The sequence below is a fragment of the Pseudomonas tremae genome (assembly GCF_023278125.1).
GTDB classification, from domain to species: Bacteria; Pseudomonadota; Gammaproteobacteria; order Pseudomonadales; family Pseudomonadaceae; genus Aquipseudomonas; species Aquipseudomonas tremae.
Genome location: NZ_CP066270.1, coordinates 5,014,762 through 5,037,435, shown reverse-complemented (window position 1 = coordinate 5,037,435; position 22,674 = coordinate 5,014,762). Strand labels below are relative to the sequence as shown.

The window sequence follows — 22,674 nt, the reverse complement described above, 5'->3', positions numbered from 1 at the left end:
AAGCAGTTCTGACACTTCGATGTAACTGTCATGACACATTTATGGTGAATCAGGCCTGCGTGAAATGGGTATGAAATATTCGGCGCTATCGATATTCCCTAACGGTATTTAAAAACTCTTTCTTATGCCTATAGAGTTTCTTCTTTCAGTCTTGTCTGTTCTGGAGTTGGAGTTCTCATGCCAGCAGCCTCCCTCGCTTCATCGTCCGCTCACATCGCCTCGCAATCGTTTGATGTGCGTCCATTCACCGGCAAGGTGGGCGCTGAAGTCGTCGGGCTGGATCTGTCCAGACCTTTAAACGACGCAGACTTTGCACGTGTGCATCAAGCGCACCTGAATCATCACGTCGTGGTCTTCCGCGACCAGCACATCACGCCGCAACAGCAGATCGATTTCAGCCGTCGCTTTGGCATGCTGCAGATTCACGTGCTCAAGCAGTTTCTGCTGCCCGATCACCTGGAAATCCTGATCGTCTCCAACATCGTCGAAAACGGTCAGCCGGTAGGTTTGGGCGATGCCGGTAAATACTGGCATTCGGATCTGTCCTATAAAGAACTGCCGAGCCTGGGTTCAATGCTCTACGCCCAGGAACTGCCCAGTGAGGGCGGCGACACGTTGTTCGCGGACATGCACCAGGCGTGGGACACATTGCCGCAACATCTGCGCGATGCCGTTGAAGGCCGCTCGGCGGTTCATAGCTATACCGCGCGCTATGCCGAAGGCCATAACGCCGCTAGCTGGCGGCCGACCCTGACAGCCGAGCAATTGGCTCAGGTGGTCGAGGTCAGTCACCCTATTGTGCGCACTCATCCTGAAAACGGTCGCAAGGCATTGTTTGTCAGCGAGGGTTTCACCACGCGTATTCTCGGCCTGCCTGAAGCTGAAAGCCGGCAGATTCTCGACGAAATCTACGCCCACAGCGTGAAGCCCGAGCACATATACCGGCATCAGTGGCAGCCCGGCGACATGGTGTTCTGGGACAACCGGTCCCTGATTCACCTGGCTGCCGGTTGCCCGGCCCATCTGCGACGCAAGCTGCATCGCACGACCATTCAAGGCTCCGCGCCGTTTTGAGTCAGGAGAGCCTTTCATGAATGCTGTCGCGCAAGGCCACACGGCCAGCACGAGTGCCCAACTGCAACCGGTTGTTCAGCACACCGCCGAAGCCTTGCTGCAGGTTCGCGGCGTCAGCCTCGAATACCGCACGCCAGAACGTGTGGTGCGGGCAACGCATCAGGTCAGCTTCGAGGTCGACCCGGCAGATCGCTTCGTGCTGCTTGGCCCATCTGGCTGCGGCAAGTCCACTTTGCTCAAGGCGGTGGCCGGTTTCATTCAGCCCAGCGAAGGCGAGATTCGTCTGGCGGGCAACCAGGTCACCGAGCCCGGTCCGGATCGCATCGTGGTGTTTCAGGAGTTCGACCAGTTGCCGCCTTGGAAAACCGTGATCGAGAACGTCATGTTTCCGCTGCTGGCATCGCGCACCTTGAAGCGCCCCGAGGCGCTGGAGCGCGCACGTTATTACCTGGAAAAAGCGGGCCTCAGCGCGTTTGCCGACGCCTATCCACATACCCTGTCCGGTGGCATGAAAGCCCGTGTGGCGATTGCCAGAGCCTTGGCCATGCAGCCGAAAATACTGCTGATGGACGAGCCGTTCGCCGCGCTGGACGCACTGACCCGACGCAAGATGCAGGAAGAGCTGCTGGAGCTGTGGGAGGAGGTGCGTTTCACCTTGCTGTTCGTCACGCATTCCATCGAAGAGGCGCTGGTGGTGGGTAATCGCATCCTGTTGCTGTCGCCGCATCCGGGACGTGTGCGGGCGGAAATCAACAGCCATCAATACGATCTGAAAAGCCTTGGCGGCGTCGGCTTCCAGCAAACCGCCCAGCGTATTCATCGCCTGCTGTTTGACGAAGGTGAGACTGAGCCGGTCGATCGGGAACTGAACTTCCAGGACATCCGGATCGCTTATTGATACGCGCTTCTGCCCGCAGGGGCGTGGGAGCGAGCTTGGTCGCGAAGACGGTAGTTCAGACGATGCACCTTCAGAGAGTGCACCGGCCCTTTCGCGGACAAGTCCGCTCCCCCCACAAAACCGTTTCCCAGAGCGCTGTGTATACGCTTTTTACGACTACCGAGAAACCCAAACCATGAGCCTCGCACCTCCTGCTCGCGAAGAGTACGAAATCACGCTGGAGCCTTTCACTCAGGAAGACTTGGCCCGAGACCTGCCGCTCGCGCAGCGCATCTGGCAGCTGAGCTGGGTGCGCAAAAGCGTGATCATGATCGCCCTTGCCGTTATCTGGGAGCTTGCGGCGCGGCTGCAGAATAACGATCTGCTGCTGCCGAGTTTCCTGCAGACGGCCGCCGCCTTTTATGACGGGCTGATCTCCGGCGAGCTGCCGGGCAAGGTGTGGATCTCCCTGACGGTGCTGATCCAGGGCTACCTGATCGGCATCGTATTGGCGTTCGCTCTGACCACACTGGCAGTGTCCACTCAACTGGGCCGCGACTTGCTGAGCACGTTGACCGCCATGTTCAACCCGCTGCCTGCCATTGCGCTGCTGCCGTTGGCGCTGTTGTGGTTCGGACTGGGGCAGAACAGCCTGATCTTCGTGCTGGTGCATTCGGTGCTGTGGGCGTTGGCGCTTAATACCTACGCGGGCTTTCTCGGCGTTTCGGAAACCCAGCGCATGGCCGGGCGCAACTATGGCCTGAAGGGCTTGCGCTTCGTCTGGCACATTCTGATTCCTGCTGCCCTGCCATCGATTCTCGCCGGCCTGAAAATCGGTTGGGCCTTTGCCTGGCGCACTCTGATCGCCGCCGAGCTGGTATTTGGTGCCTCGTCCGGCAAAGGCGGGCTGGGTTGGTACATCTTCCAGAATCGTAACGAGCTGTATACCGACAAGGTTTTCGCTGGCCTGGCTGCAGTGATCCTCATTGGGCTGCTGGTCGAGAACCTGCTGTTTGCCAACATTGAGCGCCTGACCGTCAAGCGCTGGGGCATGCAGCGTTGAAACGCCTTCTTCTTTCGAATAATCAGGGTGAGAACCACATGACAACTGCATTTCAACGCCAGGCACTGACTGTGCTGGCAGCCGCTCTCGGCTTGTGCGGTGCCTTGCTCAGCAGCGGCGCGCAGGCGGAAGGCAAGATCAGCATCGCTCAGCAATTCGGTATCGGCTACCTGATCCTCGACGTGGTGCGTGATCAGAAGCTGATCGAGAAACACGGCAAGGAGCAGGGGCTTGACATCAAGGTCGACTGGAACAGCATTTCCGGTGCTACGGCAATGAACGAGGCGCTGCTGGCCGGTGCTCTGGATGTTGTATCGGCAGGCGTGCCACCGATGCTGACCATCTGGGACCGTACCAAGGGCAAGCAGAACGTCAAGGCCATCGCTTCGCTGGGATCGATGCCCAACTATTTGCTGACTAACAACCCCAACGTGAAAACCATCAAGGATTTCACTGACAAGGACCGCATAGCCGTACCTGCTGCCGGCGTGGGTTTTCAGTCGCGCACCTTGCAGATCGAGACCGCCAAGGTATTCGGTAACGACAACTACAAGAAATTCGACAACATCTCGGTGAGCCTTGCGCACCCGGATGCAACGTCAGCGTTGATTGCTGGCGGCTCGGAAATCAACTCGCATTTCTCCAGCCCGCCGTTCCAGTATCAGGCACTGGAAAACCCCAATGTCCACAAGGTGCTCAGCTCTTATGACGTGCTGGGTGGTCAGGCGACGTTCAACGTGCTCTACACCACCGAAAAATTCCACGACGAAAATCCCAAGACCTACAAGGCGTTCTACGCCGCACTGGCCGAAGCCGAGAAGATCATCAAGGCCGACAAGCCGGCTGCCGCGCAGACCTACATCCGCGTCGAACAATCGAAATTGCCGCTGCCGCTGGTAGAGAAAATCGTCTCGGACCCGGAAATCGACTTCACCATCACCCCGCAGCGCACCTTCATCTACGCCGAGAAACTGCATGAGCTGGGCGTGCTGAAAAACAAGGCCGCGAGCTGGAAGGATTATTTTTTCGAAGAAGCGCAGGGTACTGACGGCAGTTGATCAGTGTATGAAAACCTAGTAATTCTACGAGTAGCGGATGCCTCTTCAACCCTTCACTGTGAGGGGCAGTGAGGCGTGCCTCGCTTTACCCACCGCTACCTGGTTACTCGCCATGCCTCAGCAAATCAGTCTGTGCCGATACCGTTACGACGCGCTTGACCGTATCGCGACCCGCACACCGCTCGCCAAGGCTGTCGCAGTGGTATCACAACAGTCTATGTCACTGCCGGGTTTCAATGGCGAATTGCTTGATTCCATTACCGGCCACTATTTGCTGGGTAATGGCTACCGCGCCTACAACCCCGTGTTGATGCGCTTCAACAGCCCCGACAGTCTCAGCCCATTCGGCAAAGGCGGGCTGAATGCGTATGCATATTGTGGGGGGGATCCGGTTAATCGCGCTGATCCGGACGGACGTGAGTTCATAGATGTATTACTCTCATCTGTCTATATCGGTGGGGGGCTTCTCACGGCAGGCATTGGTCTGATGGTTAATCGTTCATCGATAAGAGCGGTGATCAAAGGAGTAAAGGTGAATTCCGATCTGGATGCACCTTTCGGTCAGCTCGTCACGGTGCCCAGAAGAAAGGCAAATACGACGGAGAGAATTTCAGCTGTTGTTGCGATAGGGGCGGTGGCAAGTGGTATTACGTGGGCCTCTGCTTTCGTTGTCCGAAGTGTCAATCCTGACTCAGCTGTCGCTCGCCCATTGGCGGCGGTCGCTGTAGCTTTTGCTGCTTCAACTCTAGGCATGCGTGGCTGGGGTTTTGCGCGTACAGAAGCGGCAAAGCGCGCGGCACGCAAACCTGCAAATATCCGTTACGTAGAGGAAGTGACCCACTTATAGGTCATACGTATCTGAGCGCTGATCTGAATACCTATCGACGTTGATAGTATTTTCTGACAACCCCTCGTGCCACTCTCACGTTCCCTGCAACATGCTGCGTCATGTTGCGCTAAACGGAAGTTTGATGGTTGACAGCACGGAGAGGTCATGAATATTAAGACGGCGGAATATATAAAAAAAGGGTGCAGGCCGCACAGTACTCTTATCAAAACGATAGCGACGGTGACAGTACTGTCGACCTTGCTGGGCTGTCAGCCTCGCATGACTACCCCGACAGTACCCCTTGACGTGCCACACTCTGCCAGCAGCGCCGCTGCGCTGGAGTTTTGGCAGAGAGACAGCGGTGTTCCTGGAGGGTGGAAAATGACCTGCAGCATTCCGTGGGTTGAGCAATTCTTTCAAATGGGCACCGACTATGGATGCCAGAATGATGCTGCTACTGCCTACAGGTTAAGCAATGTTTATCCTATAGACGGCACGGCGACCGTCATCGCTTTTTATGACGATAGGTGCAATGACAGCAATCGTTTTGACGACGATTATTATAAGTACAAATTGACCAAGTCTATAGAGAACTTCTGGCCTAACTCTCTGGCCCCAGACCTTCCGCTGGGTGAGGTAACAGACGGGCTGGAATATTTTGAGGGGCGTTACTATAACGGTATTGACGGGAAATTATCCTGTGTGGATATCTACAAAGAAAGCGCTGAATAAAGATGTGTGGATTTAAGGGGCACTGTGTGCGGCTGTTCATGTTGCACCGGTGACCCCGCGTTTCTCAGTCGGCGTCTCTGAGGGGCATCGGAGGGTAATCCTCCTCGTCAGATCACTCATTCTTGCTCTTCGGCTCAAAAAGACATCGCAGGTCTGGCCCACGCCGGGTTATTCCAGTGCAAAAGTTCTTCGCCCAATGAACCCTGCCCCTCGCGCAAAGTCGCATGCTCACGTTATTCTCTCCTGATATCTCGCCCACCCCTGGCTGCCGCACAAGGAGTCTGCATGCCCGTTCGTCCTTCTAGACTGATTACATTCGGTCTCGCTGCTGCCTTGGCGATGCTGGCGGGGTGTGGCGAGGAAAAGCCGCTCGCTCCGGAGCTGCCAAGGGTTTATGTGCAAACGGTAAAAAGTGCCGACTTCGCGGCCAGCGTGGCGTTGACGGGCGATGTTCAGGCCCGTGTACAGACCCGCCTGTCTTTCAGGGTCAACGGCAAGATCATCCAGCGCAATGTGGATGTCGGCGATCGCGTCACTGCCCGGCAGGTGCTGGCCCGACTTGATCCCAAGGATCTGCAGATCAATGTCGATTCCGCCGCTGCCTCGGTGGCTGCCGAGCAGGCTCGCGTGAGCCAGACCCGCGCAGCGTTCGTCCGCCAGCAAAAGCTGTTGCCCAAGGGCTACACAAGCCGCAGTGAATATGACTCTGCTCAGGCGGCTGTGCGCGGTAGCGAGAGTTCGTTGAAAGCGGCGCAGGCGCAGCTGGCCAATGCTCGCGAGCAACTGAGCTACACCGCGCTGATTGCAGATGCGCCAGGGGTGATCACTGCGCGTCAGGCTGAGGTCGGACAAGTCGTGCAGGCCACTGCACCGATTTTCGATCTGGCCCGTGACGGCGAGCGCGATGCGGTGTTCAACGTGTATGAATCGCTGTTTGTCCAGCCGCCTGTCAATCAGCCGGTGCAAGTCACTTTGCTCGAAAACCCGAATATAAAAGTCAGCGGCAAGGTGCGCGAAGTGACGCCTGCCGTCTCGGCGCAGACCGGCACGTTGCAGGTCAAGGTCGCGCTCGATTCGTTACCGCAAGGCATGGACCTGGGGTCGGTGGTCAGTGTGGCGCTGAGCGCACCTGCCAGTGCCAGCGTAGAGTTGCCTTGGGCGGCGCTCACCAAGGACCTTGGCGAGCAATTAGGCAAGCCCGCCGTGTGGGTGGTGGACGAGCAAGGCAAGGTCAACTTGCGCAAAGTCACTGTCACCCGCTACCTGACCGCCAAGGTCATCATCGGTGACGGGCTCAAAAATGGAGAAAAAGTTGTGGTGGCAGGCGGACAGTTGCTACATCCGGACATGCAGGTCGAAATTGCCGAACAGCCTGAACAGCAAAACGCGCAGGTGAAGCCATGAAGCGCCTGTCATGTCTGTTGCTTGGCGGCCTTTTGTTAAGCGGTTGCGGCAAGGATGAAAAGCCCCCCGAGCCGGTACGCCCTGTGGTCTTCGTTAAGGCATTGCCTGAATCGAATCTGGCTTTCGGGCGTTTCGCTGGCAACATTCAGGCGCGTTACCAGAGTGTGCTGGGTTTTCGAGTGTCGGGACGTATCGCCCGGCGTAACGTCGACGTCGGCAGCGAAGTGAAGAAGGGCGACTTGCTCGCCACCCTCGATCCGACCGATCAGCAGAATAACGTACGTGCCCGGCAGGGCGACCTGGCCAATGTTCAGGCGCAGTGGATCAACGCGCAGGCCAATGCCCGTCGTCAGCAAGAGCTGTTCGACCGTGGCGTCGGTGCTCAGGCGCAGCTGGACATTGCACTGACTGACCTGAAGACTGCCAGCTCGTCGCAGGAGCAGGCCAAGGCCGCTGCCCAGCAGGCGCGCGATCAATTGAGCTACAGCGAGCTGCGCAGTGATCACGACGCCGTGGTTACCGAGTGGAAGGTCGAAGCCGGACAAGTCGTCACCGCAGGCCAGGAAGTGGTGACTCTGGCGCGCCCCGACATCAAGGAAGCTGTTATCGACCTGCCCGCTGCATTGGCGGAGCAATTGCCTGGCGATGTGGTTTTCACCGTTGCCAGTCAGTTGAACCCTGAGGTGAACACCACGGCGATCATTCGTGAAATCGAACCTCAGGCCGACAGCACAACGCGCACACGCCGCGCGCGGCTGTCACTGACCGATACCCCGCCAGCGTTCCGGCTGGGTACCGCCATCAGCGTGAAGCTCAGCTCGACCATCTCGCCGCGTATGCGTTTACCGATCAGTGCCCTGCAGGAAGTCGATGGCAAACTTCAGGTGTGGATCGTCGACCCGCAAAGCCAGACGGTGAGCCCCAGAACAGTGAGCATCATCAGTCGTGACAACGACAGCTTTCTGCTGGCAGACGGTGTCAAAGCGGGCGAAAAAGTTGTAAGCGCAGGCGTCAACAGCCTCAAGCCGGGTCAGCAAGTCAAAGTCGATGGGGAACGCTCGCGATGAAAGGGAATTTCAATCTGTCCGAGTGGGCCATCAAGCATCAGTCGTTTGTCTGGTACCTGATGTTCGTCGCGCTGTTGATGGGCGTGTTTTCCTACATGAAGCTTGGGCGCGAGGAAGACCCGTCTTTCACCATCAAGACCATGATTATCCAGACCCGCTGGCCAGGCGCGACGGTGGACGAGACCCTGGAGCAGGTCACCGACCGCATCGAGAAGAAGCTTGAAGAGCTGGACTCGCTGGACTACGTGAAGAGCTATACGCGGCCGGGTGAATCCACGGTCTTCGTTTATCTGCGTGACACCACCAGTGCCAAGGCGATACCGGAGATCTGGTATCAGGTGCGCAAAAAGGTCGACGACATCCGCGGCCAGTTCCCGCAGGGCTTGCAAGGCCCGTCGTTCAACGATGAGTTCGGTGATGTCTACGGCTCGATCTACGCGTTTACCGCAGATGGCTTCTCGATGCGGCAGTTGCGTGACTACGTAGAAAAGGTTCGTGCCGACATCCGCGAAGTGCCTGGTCTGGGCAAGGTCGAGATGATCGGCCAGCAGGAAGAAGTGCTCTACCTGAACTTCTCCACGCGCAAACTCGCTGCGCTGGGCATCGACCAGACTCAGGTGGTACAGAGCCTGCAATCGCAGAACGCGGTGACGCCTGCGGGGGTGATAGAAGCGGGGCCAGAGCGGATTTCCGTGCGCACCTCCGGGCAGTTTGCTTCCGAGAAGGATCTGGCTGCGGTCAACCTGCGGATCAACGACCGTTTTTACCGCCTGAGCGACATTGCCGACATCACGCGCGGTTACACCGATCCGCCCAAACCGCTGTTTCGCTTTGACGGCAAACCGGCCATCGGGCTGTCTATCGCGATGCAGAAGGGCGGCAACATTCAAGCGTTCGGCAAGGCGCTGCATGAACGCATGGACGCCACGACCGCCGAGCTGCCTGTTGGCATCGGCGTACACAAGGTATCGGATCAGGCCGAGGTGGTGAACAAGGCGGTAGGTGGCTTTACCAGCGCGTTGTTCGAGGCGGTGATCATCGTGCTGTTGGTCAGCTTCGTCAGCCTCGGGTTTCGTGCGGGACTGGTGGTTGCCTGTTCGATTCCGTTGGTGCTGGCGATGGTATTCGTGTTCATGGAATACAGCGGCATCACCATGCAGCGGATCTCTCTGGGTGCGTTGATCATCGCCCTAGGTCTGTTGGTGGACGACGCCATGATTACCGTGGAGATGATGGTCACACGGCTGGAAATGGGTGAAACCAAGGAGCAGGCCGCGACTTACGCCTACACCTCGACAGCGTTCCCGATGCTCACCGGTACGCTGGTGACAGTGGCCGGTTTTGTGCCTATCGGTCTGAACAACAGCTCGGCGGGGGAGTACACCTTCACGCTGTTTGCTGTGATTGCCGTGGCGATGCTGGTGTCGTGGGTGGTTGCCGTGCTGTTTGCGCCGGTGATCGGCGTGCATATCCTCAAGGCCAATATCAAACCGAAATCCGAAGAACCCGGCCGCATTGGCCGTGCGTTCAACGGCAGCATGCTTTGGGCCATGCGCCATCGCTGGCTGGCGATCGGCATCACGGTAGGGTTGTTCGCCGCGTCGCTGTTTTCCATGCAGTTCGTGCAGAACCAGTTCTTCCCGTCTTCGGACCGTCCGGAAATTCTGGTCGACCTGAACCTGCCGCAAAACGCCTCGATCAACGAGACGCGCAAGGTAGTGGACCGCTTTGAAGCGAGCCTCAAGGACGACCCGGACATCGAGCGCTGGAGCACCTACATCGGGCAAGGTGCGGTGCGCTTCTACCTGCCGCTCGATCAGCAGCTGGAAAACCCGTTCTATGCCCAGTTGGTGATTGTCAGCAAAGGCCTGGAAGAGCGGGGCGCATTGACCGCTCGGCTGCAAAAGCGTCTGCGCGATGATTTCGTCGGCATCGGCTCCTACGTACAGGCGCTGGAAATGGGCCCGCCGGTGGGTCGTCCGCTGCAGTATCGCGTCAGCGGCGAGAATATCGACAAGGTGCGTCAGCACGCCATCGAGCTGGCCACGTTGCTGGACCAGAACCCGCATGTGGGCGAAGTTATCTACGACTGGAACGAGCCGGGCAAGGTCCTGCGCATTGACATCAATCAGGACAAGGCCAGGCAACTGGGGCTGTCGTCCGAGGACGTCGCCAAACTGATGAACACCGTGGTCAGTGGTTCTACCGTGACTCAGGTGCGTGACGACATCTACCTGATCAACGTGGTCGGACGTGCTGAAGACGCCGAGCGTGGTACGCCGGAAACCCTGCAAAATCTGCAGATCGTGACCCCCAGCGGCACCTCGATTCCACTGCTGGCATTTGCCAATGTCGGCTATGAGCTTGAGCAGCCGCTGGTCTGGCGGCGTGATCGCAAGCCGACCATCACCGTAAAGGGCTCGGTGCGCGACGAGATTCAGCCGACCGATCTGGTCAATCAGCTTAAGCCGGAAATCGACAAGTTTTCAGCCGGTTTGCCGGTAGGCTACAAAGTCGCGACCGGTGGCACGGTTGAGGAAAGCAGCAAGGCGCAGGGACCGATTGCCAGCGTTGCACCGCTGATGCTGTTCCTGATGGCGACGTTTCTGATGATCCAGTTGCACAGCGTGCAGAAGATGTTTCTGGTGGCCAGCGTCGCACCGCTGGGCCTTATAGGCGTGGTGCTGGCGCTGATTCCTACAGGTACGCCGTTGGGGTTTGTGGCGATTCTCGGGGTGCTGGCGCTGATAGGCATCATCATCCGCAACTCGGTGATTCTGGTGACCCAGATCGATGCCTATGAGCGCAGTGGTTATCTGCCCTGGGACGCCGTGGTCGAAGCCACCGAACATCGCCGGCGGCCGATTCTGCTGACGGCGGCAGCGGCCAGCCTGGGCATGATTCCGATTGCTCGGGAAGTGTTCTGGGGGCCGATGGCCTACGCCATGATCGGCGGCATCATCATCGCCACGCTGCTGACCTTGCTGTTTCTGCCAGCGCTGTACGTGGCCTGGTATCGCATCAAGGAACCGACCGACGAACAGCGTAAGGAAGCCGAGGACAAGAACGAGAGCGAAAACGCACAGCCTGCGCAAGGATGATTATTGCCCACGCCCCCGGTTTGATTATCGTCCCCACGCTCCGCGTGGGGATGCATTTCTAGACGCTCTGCGTCGCAAAGGGGACGCAGAGCGTCCTGAACTTCTGGCCAATGCGGCGCATTGACACGAGGCCTAGCGCCGCCACACGCTCGCCAGCCACGGCTGCTGTTCCCTCGGCAGCCCCGCTGGACGGTAGTAGTGTTCCAGCTCGGTAAACCCGGCTTCAGTCAGTAATTCGCGCCACGCTTGCAGGTCGTGATAAGCACCATAACGCTCGCCGTTCCAGCCTTCCTGGTTCTGACCGCGCGGGTTGGAGCTGAACAGCACGCCTTCCGGTTTGAGCGTGGCATACAGCTCGCGCAGCACGCGCGGCAGTTCCTGCTTCGGGATGTGGAACAACACCGCATTGGCGAAGATGCCATCGAAGCGGCCTTCCGGCAGGTCGAGTTCAAGGAAGTTTTGCTGAAACACTTCGCAACCGGTTTCGGCACGTGCCATTTCAGCGAAACGCTCGGAGCCGTCGAGCCCGACCGCCACATGCCCCATTGCCGTGAACGTCTTCAAATCACGCCCCGGGCCGCAGCCGAAATCGAGAATCTGCCACGGCTTCGGTCCGTCGATGTGGCGCAGCAATGCATCGATATTCTGGCTGACGTCGTGGTCGCGGGTGCCTTCGCGGAAGTCGTCAGCCACGCTGTTGTAATGACTGACGGTGGTCGAGGTAATCTGCGCAAGGGTCTGTGGGTCGAGTTTCATCAAAGGCGGTCCGGTAAAGGAAGAACGCCAATATACCCTCGGACCGCGCGGGCTGCTCAGCGTCTGTCAAAACTGCGTGCCAGCCGGTCACCGCCCAGTTGCACCAGCGCCACGACCGCCACCAGTAACACGATCACGGTCAGCATCACCTGTGTATCGAAGCGTTGATAGCCATAGCGATAAGCAATGTCGCCCAGCCCACCTGCCCCGATCGCGCCGGCCATCGCCGACGAGTTGATCATGGTCACCAGCGTGATAGTGAAGCCGCCGACGATGCCGGGACGCGCTTCTGGCAGCAGCACATGCCAGATGATGTGCCAGCGCCGACAGCCCATCGCCTGCGCCGCCTCTACCAGACCGTGATCGACCTCGCGCAGGCTCACTTCAGCTATTCGCGCAAAGAACGGCGTGGCTGCGATGGTCAGTGGCACGACGGCGGCCCATACACCGTACGTGGTGCCGACGATCATCCGCGTAAACGGGATCAACGCCACCATCAGAATCAAAAACGGAATAGAGCGAAACAGGTTCACGAAACCGCCCAGCGCCCGGTTGATCGCTGGTGCTTCGTAGATGCCGCCTTTGGAACTGGTGACCAGAATCACCGCCAGCGGAATGCCCAGCAGCAATGCGATCAATGACGACACGCCGACCATCAGAAAGGTGTCGAGGGTGCCTTGCAGCAAGCGATCAGTCCACATAGCCCAATACCTCCGCGCGCGGTGCCAGTGTGCGGGCGCGGCCCAGCAGTTCGTCGCGACCGTGCGGCGAGCCGGCAACCAACAGAATCATGTGCCCGATGGCACGGTCCTGAATACGCTCGACACCGCCCTGCAGCAATTGCACCTTGCCGCCCAGTGTCGCAAACAGCGCTGCCAGGTCAGGCCCTTGGTTGCTTGTGCCGGTGAAATGCACGTCCAGCAACATGGCCGAATCCGGTCGTTGCGGCTGATCGCTCAGGCGCTCGGTCCATTCCTTCGCCAGCCCGAGCTGCAGCGGCGCGAGCAGGGTTTTGCTGACTTCGTGCTGCGGGTCGCCGAACACTTGCCAGACCGGCCCTTGCTCGACGATGCAGCCCTGTTCCAGCACCACGACGCGGTGGCAGATATCGCGGATCACTGCCATTTCATGGGTGATCAGCACAATGGTCAGGCCCAGACGCTGATTGATCTCGCGCAGCAGGGCAAGAATCGACTGGGTGGTTTCCGGGTCCAGCGCTGAGGTGGCTTCGTCGCAGAGCAGTATCGCCGGGTCGTGAACCAGTGCGCGAGCGATGCCGACGCGCTGTTTCTGCCCGCCGGACAATTGCGCCGGATACGCCTTGTGCTTGTCCTGCAAACCCACCAGTTCCAGCAACTGCGCGACCTTGAGCGCTCGCTGCTCTTTCGGTACGCCGGCCACTTTCAATGGCAGCTCGACGTTCTGCCACACGGTCTTGGCCGACATCAGGTTGAAGTGCTGAAAGATCATCCCGATGCGTCGGCGCAGCTCGACCAGTTTGTCTTCGTCGAACTCGCCGATGTCCACCTGATCGATCAGCACCCTGCCGCTACTGGGTTGTTCCAGGCGGTTGATGGTGCGGATCAGCGAGGATTTGCCTGCGCCGCTACGGCCAATGATGCCGAAGATCTCGCCGCGCTGGATGGCCACGTCTATATTGCCCAGGGCCTCCACCGGACCTTGCTTGCCGTGGTAGGTCTTGCCCAGGTTGATGAGCCGCACATGGGCGCGGTTCAGCTCCGGGTGCAGCTCGGTGTGTTGCGCCAACTGACCTGTGCCCGTGGTGTCGAATGGCAGTTGCCGTTGCGAGGTTGCCGTCATTCTTTCCACCCTACTTGGTAGAGCTTGCCGTTGACCTTGTCCAGCGCGGCGCGGACCACCGGCGAGTGCTGGTAGATATCGACGAATTTTGCCAGGCGTGGATCGTCCTTGTGATCGGGTTTGATCACGAACTGAATCACGTATTCAGGGTGATCCATGCCGTCGAACAGAATCGCCGAATCGGCAGGAAAGGTCTTGGCCAGGCGGATATAGGCGGGGTAGCCCTGCACCAGATCAGCGTCATCGTAGGCGCGCACCAGTTGCACGGCCTCGACCTGAATGAGCTTGAGCTTTTTCGGGTTGGCGGTGATGTCTTCCTCGGTGGCCTTGTAGCCAACGCCCTCCTTGAGGGTGATCAGTCCGGCTTTGGCCAGCAGTTGCAGACCGCGTCCGCTGTTTATCGGATCATTGGCGATGGCCACGGTGGCGCCGGTCGGCAACTCATCGAAGCGCTGGTACTTTTTCGAGTACAGCCCGACGTTATTGATGATCCCCGGTGCATAAGGCACCAGACCGAAACCAGCGGCTTCATTGGCGTTGGTCAGAAACGGAATGTGCTGAAAGTAATTCACGTCGATATCACCTGCGGCAAGGCTGACGTTGGGCGCGATCCAGTCGGTGAACTCCACCAGCTCGACTTCAAGGCCCTGCTTGCCAGCCTCTTCGACAGCGGCTTCCAGCGGTATCGCAAAGGCTGCCGTGGTGCCGACCTTCAAGGGTTTATCTGCGGCGTAAGCGGTCAGGGTCAACAGCCCGAGGGCCAGTGCTGCGAGGGTTTTGGTCATGGTGCGGTCCTTTAAGAGATTCTTGTTCCTGCGTTCTACACAAAGTCCTGGGGTTCCTTGAATATGGAGCTTTGTGGGAGCTGTGTGTAACCAGCGTGGGAGCGCATGTCATCATCAAATATGTCTATGTGCCGCCCCCGCATGCCGTTCCGGTAAACGATCAGTACCTTCCGGAAACAGTTTTTTACGCAAGGTGCCGTCCTGATAAGCAGTCTTGTATGACCCGCGGCGTTGCAGTTCCGGGATGACCAGATCGATGAAATCCTCATAGCTTTCCGGGGTGACGATTCGGGTCAGGTTGAAGCCATCCAGGCCGGTTTCCTCGATCCACGATTCCAGCTCGTCGGCGACCTGTTCGGGCGAGCCGATCAAGGTGATGTAGCGGCCACCCAGCGCGTGCTGGTCGAGCAATTTCTGGCGGGTCCAGTCGTTGTTCTGGAGGTTTTTGGTCGCGGACTGGATGGCATTGTTCTTCACGTACTGAATGGGTTCGTCCAGCTCGTATTCGGCGAAATCAATACCGGTCGATGCCGCGAAATGCGCCACCCCCGCTTCTGCGCTGGCATAACGGCGGTATTCAGCGTGCTTCTCGCGGGCCAGCGCCTCGGTCGCCGCAACAATCACGTTCAGGCCCATGAATACCTTGATGTCCTCCGGGTTGCGCCCGGCCTGTACCGCGCTGGCGCGCACCTTGTTCACTTGCTCGCGGGTCGCCGTCTTGTTCTGGCCGCTGATGAACACGCACTCGGCGTTCTGCCCGGCAAACTGAAGGCCGCGCTCGGAACTGCCCGCCTGAAACAGCACCGGCGTGCGTTGCGGTGACGGTTCGCAGAGGTGATATCCCTCGACCTGATAGAACTCGCCCTGGTGCCGAACCTTGTGAACCTTGCCCGGCTGGGCGTAGACGCGCTGCTGCGTGTCGTTGATGACCGCGTCGTCCTCCCAACTGCCCTCCCAGAGCTTGTACAGCACCTCCAGGTATTCATCGGCCTGGTCGTAGCGCCGGTCGTGCTCGTTCTGCTCGCTCAGGCCCATTGCCCGCGCCGCGCTGTCGAGATAACCGGTGACAATATTCCAGCCCACCCGACCACGGCTCAGGTGGTCCAGCGTCGACATGCGCCTGGCGAACAGGTACGGCGCGTCGTAGGTCAGGTTGGCGGTCAGGCCGAAGCCCAGGTGTTTCGTCACCCCGGCCATTGCAGACACCAGCAGCAGCGGATCATTGACCGGTAACTGAATGGCTTCCTTGAGCGTGACGTCCACCGAGTTCTGATAGACGTCGTACACCCCCACGATATCGGCGATGAACAACCCGTCGAACAAGCCACGTTCCAGCAGTTTCGCCAGGTCGGTCCAGTATTCCAGGCTGTTGAATTGCGTGGAGGTGTCACGCGGATGCGTCCACAGGCCATGATTGATGTGGCCGATACAGTTCATGTTGAACGCATTGAAAAGGATCTTCTTGCGCGCCATCAGATCGTCCCCCGCAATGGGGGAGGCGTGTCATTGAGGTAGTAATTGCCGATGGCGTGAAACTTCCAGCGCACCGGGTCGTGCAGCGTGTGTACGCGGGCGTTGCGCCAGTGGCGATCAAGGCCGTGTTCCGCCAGGGTGGACTGGCTGCCGGCCAGTTCGAAAAGTGTGCTGCCAGCCGCCAGGGAAATCTCCGTGCTGATGGCGCGTGCCTCGGCCACGGCTATCGAGGCCGCCGCCACATTCTCGGCGTTGCTCTCGGCCTGTGCGATGTCCAGGAATTCTCCGGCCCGTTCCAGCAACGCTTCAGCTGCATGCAGGCGAATGCCGAGCCTGCCGAAGCTGTGCAGGGTCAGCGGATCGTCTACGGCCTTTTCGATACCCGAATCGATCCACGGTCGGGTGCGTGTGCGAACGAACGTCAGTGCGTCCTCGAACGCTGCGCGAGCTATACCGGTGTCGATGGCTGCGTGAAGAATCTGCGCCAGCGGGCCTACTGTCGTGGGGCGCTCGAAAGCGCTCTGGAATGGCACCACGTCGTCGGCGCTGACATACACGTTGTCGAATACCACTGAACCGCTGCCGGTAGTGCGCTGGCCGAAGCCGCTCCAGTCATCGATAACCTTCAGCCCCTCGCTGTCGTGCGCTACGAACACCAGTTGCTGCGCGCCATTGTCGTCGATCACCGAGGTGGGAATGCGTTGGGCATACAGCGCGCCGGTTGCATAAAACTTGCGCCCGTTGATGCGATAACCATCGCCATCGCGTGTAAGGCGTGTGGTGCGGTCGTGTGCCGTCCTGGTTCCCAGTTCAGCCAGTGCGTTGCCAAAGCGTCGACCGGCCAGCGCTTCTGCGTACAGCCTTGCCTGCTGTTGCGCACTGCCGTTCACGCGCAGCACTTCGAGCGCATAAAAATGGTTTTGCGGAATCTGTCCCAGCGAGCCATCGGCTTCGGAAATCAGCTGGATCACCTTGGCCAACGTCACGTTTGAAACACCCGCGCCGCCAAACGCTTTCGGCACGCTGATGCCCCACAGCCCGGACTGGCTGTAAACGTCGAGTTCAGCATGGGGCAAACGGCGCTCGCGGTCGCGTCGGGCGCTTTCGGCTTCGAAAATTAGTGCCAGCTCGCTCGCCACGCGCAAAGCCTGAGCGTCACTGGTAATCAGCGCAGCGTTGTCACGCGCTTGAGTATTGAAGCTCATGAAGAGTGTTCTCCAGTGGTCTGGTTCAGATCCAGGAATGGCGAGCGGGCAGGGTGCCGTTCAAATGCCAGGTGCCAACTGCGTGGTATTTCCAGCGCACCGGGTCGTGCAGGGTGTGGACGCGCGCGTTGCGCCAGTGGCGGTCAAGATTGAACTCGGCGAGAGTCGCGCGGCTGCCTGCCAGTTCGAAGAGCTTTTCGCTGGCCAGCAGTGAGATCTCGGTGGTCAGCACCTTGGCGCGCGCCACGGCAATCGACGCGCGGGCTGCCGATTGCTCGTCTATGGGGCTGGCATTTATTTCGTCCAGCTCCTGTCCGGCTTTACGCAACAGGGCTTCGGCGGCATGCAAATCAAGCTTCAGCTTGCCGATATCGGCGATCACGTACAGGTCGTCGCTGGCACGCTCTACTCTGGCATCGATCCACGGACGGGATTTCTCGCGAACAAAGGCGATCGCATCATCGATTGCGCCCCGGGCAATACCAGCATCGATTGCCGCCTGAATGAGTTGCGACACGGCGCCCTGAATATTGGGTGTCAGTCCCAGACGCCAGTTGTCTATCACCTGTTCGGCATCCACCGGCACGTTGTCGAGCAGCACCGTGCCGCTCGCTGTGGTGCGTTGCCCGAAGCCTGACCAGTCGTCGACGATACTCAGACCCGGCGAACCGCGTTTGACGAACGCCATGATCTGCCGGCCCTGGTCATCAAGCGCTTTGACCGCCACCCAGTGCGCAAACAATGCGCCGGTGGAGTAGAACTTCTGACCTGTGATGCTCAGGCGGTCGCCTTCAGTTGTGATCCGCGCCTTGAGTTCAAGGGTGTTTTTGGTGCCACGTTCAGGCCCCGCATTGCCGATACGCCAGCCTTCCAGCACGCTCTGGAACAGGGTGCGTTTCTGCTGTTCAGTGGCGCTGTTCTGCAGCAGGTGCAGAATGCCGAACTGATTTTGCGGGATCTGCCCCAGCGCCGGGTCGACAGTGGAGATGATTCTGAACACTTCCGCCACCGTGACAAACGAGACCTCGGGGCCGCCATAGGCGCGTGGAATTGAAATACTGCCGAGCCCGCTGCGGGTGAATTGTTCTATTTCAGCCCACGGCAAAGCGCGTTGCTGATCGCGGCTCGCAGCAGTAAGGCGTGCAGCTGCTGCCAGTTCATGAGCGGCTGCAATAGCCTCGGCATCGTTGTGCAACACCGTGGCGGGTAACAGTCGGGGAGCAACGTCTGGCTCTTGTGGAGCGTTGACGGTGTGGGCAGTTACGTTAGCGGGATCAGACTCGCGTCGCTCACCGGCAATCGAACCAGCCCTTGGTTTATCCACAGGGGTAGTTGTGAAAGGGACCATCGGAACCTCGTAAAAATAGACCGCTGCGAAAGCGGCTGGGAAAAAATCACGATGTCCGGTGGTCCGGTGCATATACCCTAAGCGTGTATAAGGCTTTTTAAAACATGCTTTTTGGAATAAGCATAGACAGCTATCGCCAGCTGATAGCGACGTCCCGGCATTCACTTTGCGCTGAACACACTGCACATGGCGCCATAACGACGGCAGTGAACAGGATGAAGTGGTTGATGTGAGTAACAACGCACGTAGGCACACCGGGTGTAAGGGACGCTTGTATTAATCAACGCGAACTGATTGTGGTGTGTGGTTTTCCTCGTTAGCGGGAGGACCGTTAAACGACTGTTGGCATACAACCTGTTGCTGTTCGACGGCCCTTTGTCAATGCGTCAATTCACCCAGAGGCTGAACGTTAATGACCCGGGCCAGCGCCCACAACGAGTTGTTTCCTACCCGGTCGATAATGCAGTAAGTCACGTCCACTTGTTGTTCGCCGCCGCCCTCCATGATCAGCGTGGGTGGCACGATCAAGTCGACGGATTCTCCGATATCCTCTGTGGTGAGGGGCGGCAGATCCATGCGCAGATCGCCCCAGCGCACAGTGATCTCGTCGTGAACGGCCATGTTCAGGTACGGCTCGATGACCATCGGCAAACCGCCTTCAAGGTGCCTGCGGGACAGTCCGCGGCGTATGACCGATGGCGCGACATGGAGCGGCGCCAGCCCCTGATTTTCTTCGCTGCTGGCACCGATCAGTTGTCCGCCAGGTGCGTTCAGCTTGACCCAGAGCTTGCGGCACGGCGAGGTGACGGGTGTCCCGCCTATTTTCATGACCCGGTAGTAGGTCCTCGCCTTGCCGTTCTGAAGAAAGCTTTCGGGCACACGTAGGGCGATGGCTTTGTCGATGTCGGATGGCTCTAAAATCGTTGACGCCACGTAACAGCCATCCCAGAACAGTTCGATAAGGTCCCCCTTATCCATGTTGTCGTAGGGGGCAACGTGAACCATGAGTTGAGACGCGATCCTCACGCCGATGCCGTGTCGGCTGGCCTGCGGTACAGAAGGGGGCTGGAGCCCTGGGCGTGCGGTAGTGCAAGTAGTGTGGCTCATGTTGAGGTGCTCCTGATAATCAGTAATTCAAGTAAAGAATCGTCATAAGTTGTCATGGTCAAGTAATATAAAGCCCGGTTCGGGCGGAGCGATAAGTACCTTAAATAACCAAGTCATGGCAAACATTACAATTGGAGGGAAAGTTTCACTTGAAACTTGAGTGGTTGATCAAATGCCTCATTGAGGTGAGCTAATGTTCTTTGCGAGCACTTGTCAATATACGAAAGATGTTTAACGACTTTTTACTTGAAAAACGGACACTTCCTACACGCGGTATTTGGAAGTGTTTACCCACTGGCAAACAACTGTCCTACCACAAAGTATCAGTTATGCATGCACACGAAAGATGCCGTTACGACCGGGAGGGATGGGCTGTAAACAGGTCATCGTCGTTGATCACAGGGGCGCGCGTCAGGCGCGGAGGCTGACGCTTTCAGGTTTTATTATTTCGATGAATTTTCGGAAAATAAGGCGGGAATTCAGCAAGGATCCTGAACGATTAAACCTTTCTGAAATGTAAGAAAAAAGCAGCGCCGGGACGGACGCTGCTTTCGGAGGGTGTGTAGCGGCTTTATCAGGATCGCGTGCGCTCAAGAAACTGCCTGGTGCGTTCTTCCCTGGGGTTCGCAAACAGCGCCTTGGCTTCGCCCTGTTCGACGATTACACCTTTGTCGATGAAGATCACCCGATTGGCGACATCCCTCGCGAAGCTCATTTCATGAGTGACGATCACCATAGTGCGGTTCTCTTCGGCCAGGGCGCGGATGGTGGTCAGCACCTCGCCGACCAGCTCAGGGTCCAGCGCCGAAGTCGGTTCGTCGAACAGAATGACCTGCGGCTCCATCGCCAGCGCTCTGGCGATCGCCACACGTTGCTGCTGCCCGCCCGAGAGTCTGCGCGGGTAAGCATCTTCCTTGCCGGTCAGGCCGACCTTGGCCAGCAATTGGCGACCCAGTGCTTCTGCCGTCGCCAGAGGGATCTTCTTGACCACCACCGGGCCTTCGATGACGTTCTCCAGCGCAGTGCGATGCGGAAACAGGTTGAAGTTCTGAAACACGAACCCGACCTGCTGGCGCAGTTGACGGATCAACCCTTGCTGCTGGCCCACCGAACGCGCGCCATCGATTTCGATGTCGCCGACCTTGATCCTGCCGCCAGTAGGCGTTTCCAGAAGATTCAGGCAGCGCAACAGGGTGGTCTTGCCCGAGCCGCTGGGGCCGATGATCGCCACGACCTCGCCTGCTTCGATGCGCAGATCGATGCCCTTGAGGACTTGGTTACCGTTGAAGTCCTTGGTGAGTTTTTCAACCACGATCATGCGTCAGGACTCCAGATCATGCCGGTTGACCCTCGCTTCCAGCCTGTTTTGCAGGTACGAAAGCGCAGTGGCAAGGATCCAGTAGATCAGTGCTGCGGCCAGGTACATGGTGAAAATTTCGAAGGTACGTGCGGTGATCAACTGAGCCTGGCGGAACAACTCGGGCACCTGAATAGTGGCCGCCAGAGCCGTGTCCTTGACCAGCGATATAAAGCTGTTGCCCAGTGGTGGCAAAGCGGTACGTGCTGCTTGCGGCAGAATTGCCCGGCGCAGGGTTTGCCAGCGGGTCATGCCGATACTCGCTGCGGCTTCCCACTGGCCGCGCTCTATGGAGCCTATGGCCGAGCGGAGAATTTCGCAGGCGTAGGCGGCCATGTTCAGCGAAAAGCCGATCAGCGCTGCGGTCAACGGGTCAAGCTCGATGCCCAACTCCGGCAAGCCGTAGTAGATCAGGAACAACTGCACCAGCAACGGCGTGCCGCGAAAGAACGATACGTAGATGCGCGCCAGCCAGTTCACCGGCTTGAAACGCGACAGGCGCATCAGCGCCAGGCCGAAGCCCAGCACTAACCCGAAGAACATACCGCCCAGGCTGAGGAATACTGTGTAGTACGCGCCCTTCAGCAGGAAGGGCGCGGAGTCCAGCGCGAGCTGAAGGCTCTCTTCGATCATTGTGTGACGTCAGCGTTGAAATACTTTTTCGACAGTTTTTCCAGTGTGCCGTCGGCACGCAGTTTGTCGATCGCCTTGTCGATTGCAGCCTGCAGCTCAGGCTCGCCTTTGCGCATGGCAATACCGGATTCCTGGCGGGAAAAGGCAACGCCGGCAGGCACGAGTTTGTTTTTGGTCTTGGTTGCCATTTCTAGGGCCGCCAGACGGTCAACGAGAATCACGTCGATACGGCCTACGCTCAGGTCCTGAATTTTTGTTGGGTCATCATCGTAAGTCCTGACGATGGCGCCCGGCACGTTCTCCTTGAGCCACTGCTCGTAGTTGGTGCCCAGGCCTACGCCGACCTTTTTGCCCTTCAGGTCGTCAGCGGACTTGATGGCGTCTGCATTCTTCTTCAGAACCAGCGCCTGAATGCCGGAAATGGTGTAAGGCTCGGAGAAATCGTACTTTTTCTTGCGCTCGTCGGAGATGGTGACCTGGTTGATCACCACGTCCAGACGCTTGGAGTCCAGTGCAGCGAGAATGCCATCCCATTTGGACGGCTGGATCTTGGCCTTCACGCCTAGTTCCTTGGCCAGCGCTTCGGAAAACTCTACTTCGAAGCCAGTGAGTTTGCCGTTTTCATCCACGAAGCTGAACGGCGGATAAGTGCCTTCAAGGCCCACATTCAGAGTGCCGCTATCCTTGATTTTCTGCAGTTGCTCGCCAGCCATGGCTTGCCCGGCGATACCGGTACCAAGCATCAGGCCCAGTGCGGAGAAAAGAAACGTACGACGAATAGCGGAAATGTTCATGCGAGCCCCTTGTTGATACGAAAGTGTCTGGCTATTTTCTGACCCGACTGAAGCGACTTGGTGCTGAGGGTTTGGTTTTTTTTCAAGCAGTTACGTCACACCGATGTTCCGGGCGCGACTATATAGCCATCTTCTTATGAATAAAAATAACTAAAAATGCACAGTCCGCCAAAAAACGGAATAAAGACCT

At 58.3% G+C, this 22,674-nt stretch carries 20 protein-coding genes; 9 read left to right on the top strand and 11 right to left on the bottom strand.

Going from position 1 to position 22,674, the window contains the following annotated elements; translation table 11 throughout:
* The first annotated feature begins 177 nt into the window (after nucleotides 1-177).
* From I9H09_RS22670 to I9H09_RS22630, 9 genes are all read left to right on the top strand, one after another.
* Nucleotides 178-1,074: a TauD/TfdA dioxygenase family protein gene (locus I9H09_RS22670; protein WP_122346525.1), complete on the top strand. Its 897-nt coding sequence runs from the start codon at nucleotides 178-180 to the stop codon at nucleotides 1,072-1,074.
* Nucleotides 1,075-1,090: 16 nt separating this feature from the next.
* Nucleotides 1,091-1,972 (top strand): ABC transporter ATP-binding protein, encoded by an 882-nt coding sequence (locus tag I9H09_RS22665; RefSeq protein ID WP_236502323.1) that lies wholly within the window; start codon nucleotides 1,091-1,093, stop codon nucleotides 1,970-1,972.
* Between the two features lie 175 nt (nucleotides 1,973-2,147).
* The gene (locus I9H09_RS22660) at nucleotides 2,148-3,014 is read left to right on the top strand and encodes an ABC transporter permease (protein ID WP_005621338.1); all 867 of its coding nucleotides are present in this window, start codon (nucleotides 2,148-2,150) and stop codon (nucleotides 3,012-3,014) included.
* A gap of 38 nt (nucleotides 3,015-3,052) precedes the next feature.
* The gene (locus I9H09_RS22655; RefSeq protein WP_005888111.1) at nucleotides 3,053-4,072 is read left to right on the top strand and encodes an ABC transporter substrate-binding protein; all 1,020 of its coding nucleotides are present in this window, start codon (nucleotides 3,053-3,055) and stop codon (nucleotides 4,070-4,072) included.
* A gap of 112 nt (nucleotides 4,073-4,184) precedes the next feature.
* Complete coding sequence (locus I9H09_RS22650; protein WP_235662911.1) at nucleotides 4,185-4,919, top strand: RHS repeat-associated core domain-containing protein; 735 nt, start codon at nucleotides 4,185-4,187, stop codon at nucleotides 4,917-4,919.
* Between the two features lie 147 nt (nucleotides 4,920-5,066).
* Nucleotides 5,067-5,633, top strand: coding sequence for a hypothetical protein (locus I9H09_RS22645; protein WP_122346527.1), 567 nt, complete (start codon nucleotides 5,067-5,069; stop codon nucleotides 5,631-5,633).
* A gap of 285 nt (nucleotides 5,634-5,918) precedes the next feature.
* Complete coding sequence (locus I9H09_RS22640; RefSeq protein ID WP_005888117.1) at nucleotides 5,919-7,037, top strand: efflux RND transporter periplasmic adaptor subunit; 1,119 nt, start codon at nucleotides 5,919-5,921, stop codon at nucleotides 7,035-7,037.
* On the top strand, nucleotides 7,034-8,104 hold the full coding sequence (locus I9H09_RS22635; protein ID WP_122346528.1) for an efflux RND transporter periplasmic adaptor subunit: 1,071 nt from the start codon (nucleotides 7,034-7,036) through the stop codon (nucleotides 8,102-8,104). Before I9H09_RS22640 ends, I9H09_RS22635 begins: the two co-directional genes overlap by 4 nt.
* Nucleotides 8,101-11,205, top strand: coding sequence for an efflux RND transporter permease subunit (locus tag I9H09_RS22630; protein ID WP_236502322.1), 3,105 nt, complete (start codon nucleotides 8,101-8,103; stop codon nucleotides 11,203-11,205). The genes I9H09_RS22635 and I9H09_RS22630 overlap by 4 nt, the downstream gene beginning before the upstream one ends.
* 132 nt (nucleotides 11,206-11,337) lie before the next feature.
* Here the strand turns inward: I9H09_RS22630 and I9H09_RS22625 are convergent, their stop codons facing one another.
* From I9H09_RS22625 to tcyJ, 11 genes are all read right to left on the bottom strand, one after another.
* Nucleotides 11,338-11,961: a class I SAM-dependent methyltransferase gene (locus tag I9H09_RS22625; protein WP_005888122.1), complete on the bottom strand. Its 624-nt coding sequence runs from the start codon at nucleotides 11,959-11,961 to the stop codon at nucleotides 11,338-11,340.
* 56 nt (nucleotides 11,962-12,017) lie between these two features.
* Complete coding sequence (locus I9H09_RS22620; protein WP_005888124.1) at nucleotides 12,018-12,662, bottom strand: methionine ABC transporter permease; 645 nt, start codon at nucleotides 12,660-12,662, stop codon at nucleotides 12,018-12,020.
* Nucleotides 12,652-13,782, bottom strand: coding sequence for a methionine ABC transporter ATP-binding protein (locus tag I9H09_RS22615; protein ID WP_122325482.1), 1,131 nt, complete (start codon nucleotides 13,780-13,782; stop codon nucleotides 12,652-12,654). The genes I9H09_RS22620 and I9H09_RS22615 overlap by 11 nt, the downstream gene beginning before the upstream one ends.
* Nucleotides 13,779-14,567 (bottom strand): MetQ/NlpA family ABC transporter substrate-binding protein, encoded by a 789-nt coding sequence (locus I9H09_RS22610; RefSeq protein ID WP_122312636.1) that lies wholly within the window; start codon nucleotides 14,565-14,567, stop codon nucleotides 13,779-13,781. The genes I9H09_RS22615 and I9H09_RS22610 overlap by 4 nt, the downstream gene beginning before the upstream one ends.
* Before the next feature lie 114 nt (nucleotides 14,568-14,681).
* Nucleotides 14,682-16,040: an LLM class flavin-dependent oxidoreductase gene (locus I9H09_RS22605; RefSeq protein WP_122346529.1), complete on the bottom strand. Its 1,359-nt coding sequence runs from the start codon at nucleotides 16,038-16,040 to the stop codon at nucleotides 14,682-14,684.
* A complete protein-coding gene (locus I9H09_RS22600) occupies nucleotides 16,040-17,245 on the bottom strand; it encodes an SfnB family sulfur acquisition oxidoreductase (protein WP_122346530.1) in 1,206 nt (401 codons plus the stop codon). Before I9H09_RS22600 ends, I9H09_RS22605 begins: the two co-directional genes overlap by 1 nt.
* A 25-nt stretch (nucleotides 17,246-17,270) precedes the next feature.
* Nucleotides 17,271-18,443: an SfnB family sulfur acquisition oxidoreductase gene (locus tag I9H09_RS22595; RefSeq protein WP_235662912.1), complete on the bottom strand. Its 1,173-nt coding sequence runs from the start codon at nucleotides 18,441-18,443 to the stop codon at nucleotides 17,271-17,273.
* A 528-nt stretch (nucleotides 18,444-18,971) separates the two neighbouring features.
* A complete protein-coding gene (locus tag I9H09_RS22590) occupies nucleotides 18,972-19,700 on the bottom strand; it encodes a hypothetical protein (RefSeq protein WP_122346531.1) in 729 nt (242 codons plus the stop codon).
* A 574-nt stretch (nucleotides 19,701-20,274) separates the two neighbouring features.
* Complete coding sequence (gene tcyN / locus I9H09_RS22585; RefSeq protein WP_122346532.1) at nucleotides 20,275-21,018, bottom strand: L-cystine ABC transporter ATP-binding protein TcyN; 744 nt, start codon at nucleotides 21,016-21,018, stop codon at nucleotides 20,275-20,277.
* 3 nt (nucleotides 21,019-21,021) lie between these two features.
* The gene (tcyL, locus tag I9H09_RS22580) at nucleotides 21,022-21,690 is read right to left on the bottom strand and encodes a cystine ABC transporter permease (protein WP_005888137.1); all 669 of its coding nucleotides are present in this window, start codon (nucleotides 21,688-21,690) and stop codon (nucleotides 21,022-21,024) included.
* Nucleotides 21,687-22,484 carry a cystine ABC transporter substrate-binding protein gene (gene tcyJ, locus I9H09_RS22575; protein ID WP_054997103.1) on the bottom strand — a complete coding sequence of 266 codons (798 nt, stop codon included), beginning with the start codon at nucleotides 22,482-22,484 and terminating at the stop codon, nucleotides 21,687-21,689. The genes tcyL and tcyJ overlap by 4 nt, the downstream gene beginning before the upstream one ends.
* Nucleotides 22,485-22,674: the final 190 nt, after the last annotated feature.

Excerpts from the sequence above, each read along its gene's own strand:
- I9H09_RS22630 (WP_236502322.1), top strand. The coding sequence starts at position 8,101 with ATGAAAGGGAATTTCAATCTGTCCGAGTGGGCCATCAAGCATCAGTCG.
- tcyL (WP_005888137.1), bottom strand. The coding sequence starts at position 21,690 with ATGATCGAAGAGAGCCTTCAGCTCGCGCTGGACTCCGCGCCCTTCCTG.
- I9H09_RS22615 (WP_122325482.1), bottom strand. The coding sequence starts at position 13,782 with ATGACGGCAACCTCGCAACGGCAACTGCCATTCGACACCACGGGCACA.
- tcyN (WP_122346532.1), bottom strand. The coding sequence starts at position 21,018 with ATGATCGTGGTTGAAAAACTCACCAAGGACTTCAACGGTAACCAAGTC.
- I9H09_RS22655 (WP_005888111.1), top strand. The coding sequence starts at position 3,053 with ATGACAACTGCATTTCAACGCCAGGCACTGACTGTGCTGGCAGCCGCT.
- I9H09_RS22660 (WP_005621338.1), top strand. The coding sequence starts at position 2,148 with ATGAGCCTCGCACCTCCTGCTCGCGAAGAGTACGAAATCACGCTGGAG.
- I9H09_RS22665 (WP_236502323.1), top strand. The coding sequence starts at position 1,091 with ATGAATGCTGTCGCGCAAGGCCACACGGCCAGCACGAGTGCCCAACTG.
- I9H09_RS22635 (WP_122346528.1), top strand. The coding sequence starts at position 7,034 with ATGAAGCGCCTGTCATGTCTGTTGCTTGGCGGCCTTTTGTTAAGCGGT.
- I9H09_RS22590 (WP_122346531.1), bottom strand. The coding sequence starts at position 19,700 with ATGAGCCACACTACTTGCACTACCGCACGCCCAGGGCTCCAGCCCCCT.
- I9H09_RS22645 (WP_122346527.1), top strand. The coding sequence starts at position 5,067 with ATGAATATTAAGACGGCGGAATATATAAAAAAAGGGTGCAGGCCGCAC.
- I9H09_RS22600 (WP_122346530.1), bottom strand. The coding sequence starts at position 17,245 with ATGAGCTTCAATACTCAAGCGCGTGACAACGCTGCGCTGATTACCAGT.
- I9H09_RS22670 (WP_122346525.1), top strand. The coding sequence starts at position 178 with ATGCCAGCAGCCTCCCTCGCTTCATCGTCCGCTCACATCGCCTCGCAA.
- I9H09_RS22650 (WP_235662911.1), top strand. The coding sequence starts at position 4,185 with ATGCCTCAGCAAATCAGTCTGTGCCGATACCGTTACGACGCGCTTGAC.
- I9H09_RS22640 (WP_005888117.1), top strand. The coding sequence starts at position 5,919 with ATGCCCGTTCGTCCTTCTAGACTGATTACATTCGGTCTCGCTGCTGCC.
- I9H09_RS22620 (WP_005888124.1), bottom strand. The coding sequence starts at position 12,662 with ATGTGGACTGATCGCTTGCTGCAAGGCACCCTCGACACCTTTCTGATG.
- tcyJ (WP_054997103.1), bottom strand. The coding sequence starts at position 22,484 with ATGAACATTTCCGCTATTCGTCGTACGTTTCTTTTCTCCGCACTGGGC.
- I9H09_RS22605 (WP_122346529.1), bottom strand. The coding sequence starts at position 16,040 with ATGGCGCGCAAGAAGATCCTTTTCAATGCGTTCAACATGAACTGTATC.
- I9H09_RS22610 (WP_122312636.1), bottom strand. The coding sequence starts at position 14,567 with ATGACCAAAACCCTCGCAGCACTGGCCCTCGGGCTGTTGACCCTGACC.
- I9H09_RS22625 (WP_005888122.1), bottom strand. The coding sequence starts at position 11,961 with ATGAAACTCGACCCACAGACCCTTGCGCAGATTACCTCGACCACCGTC.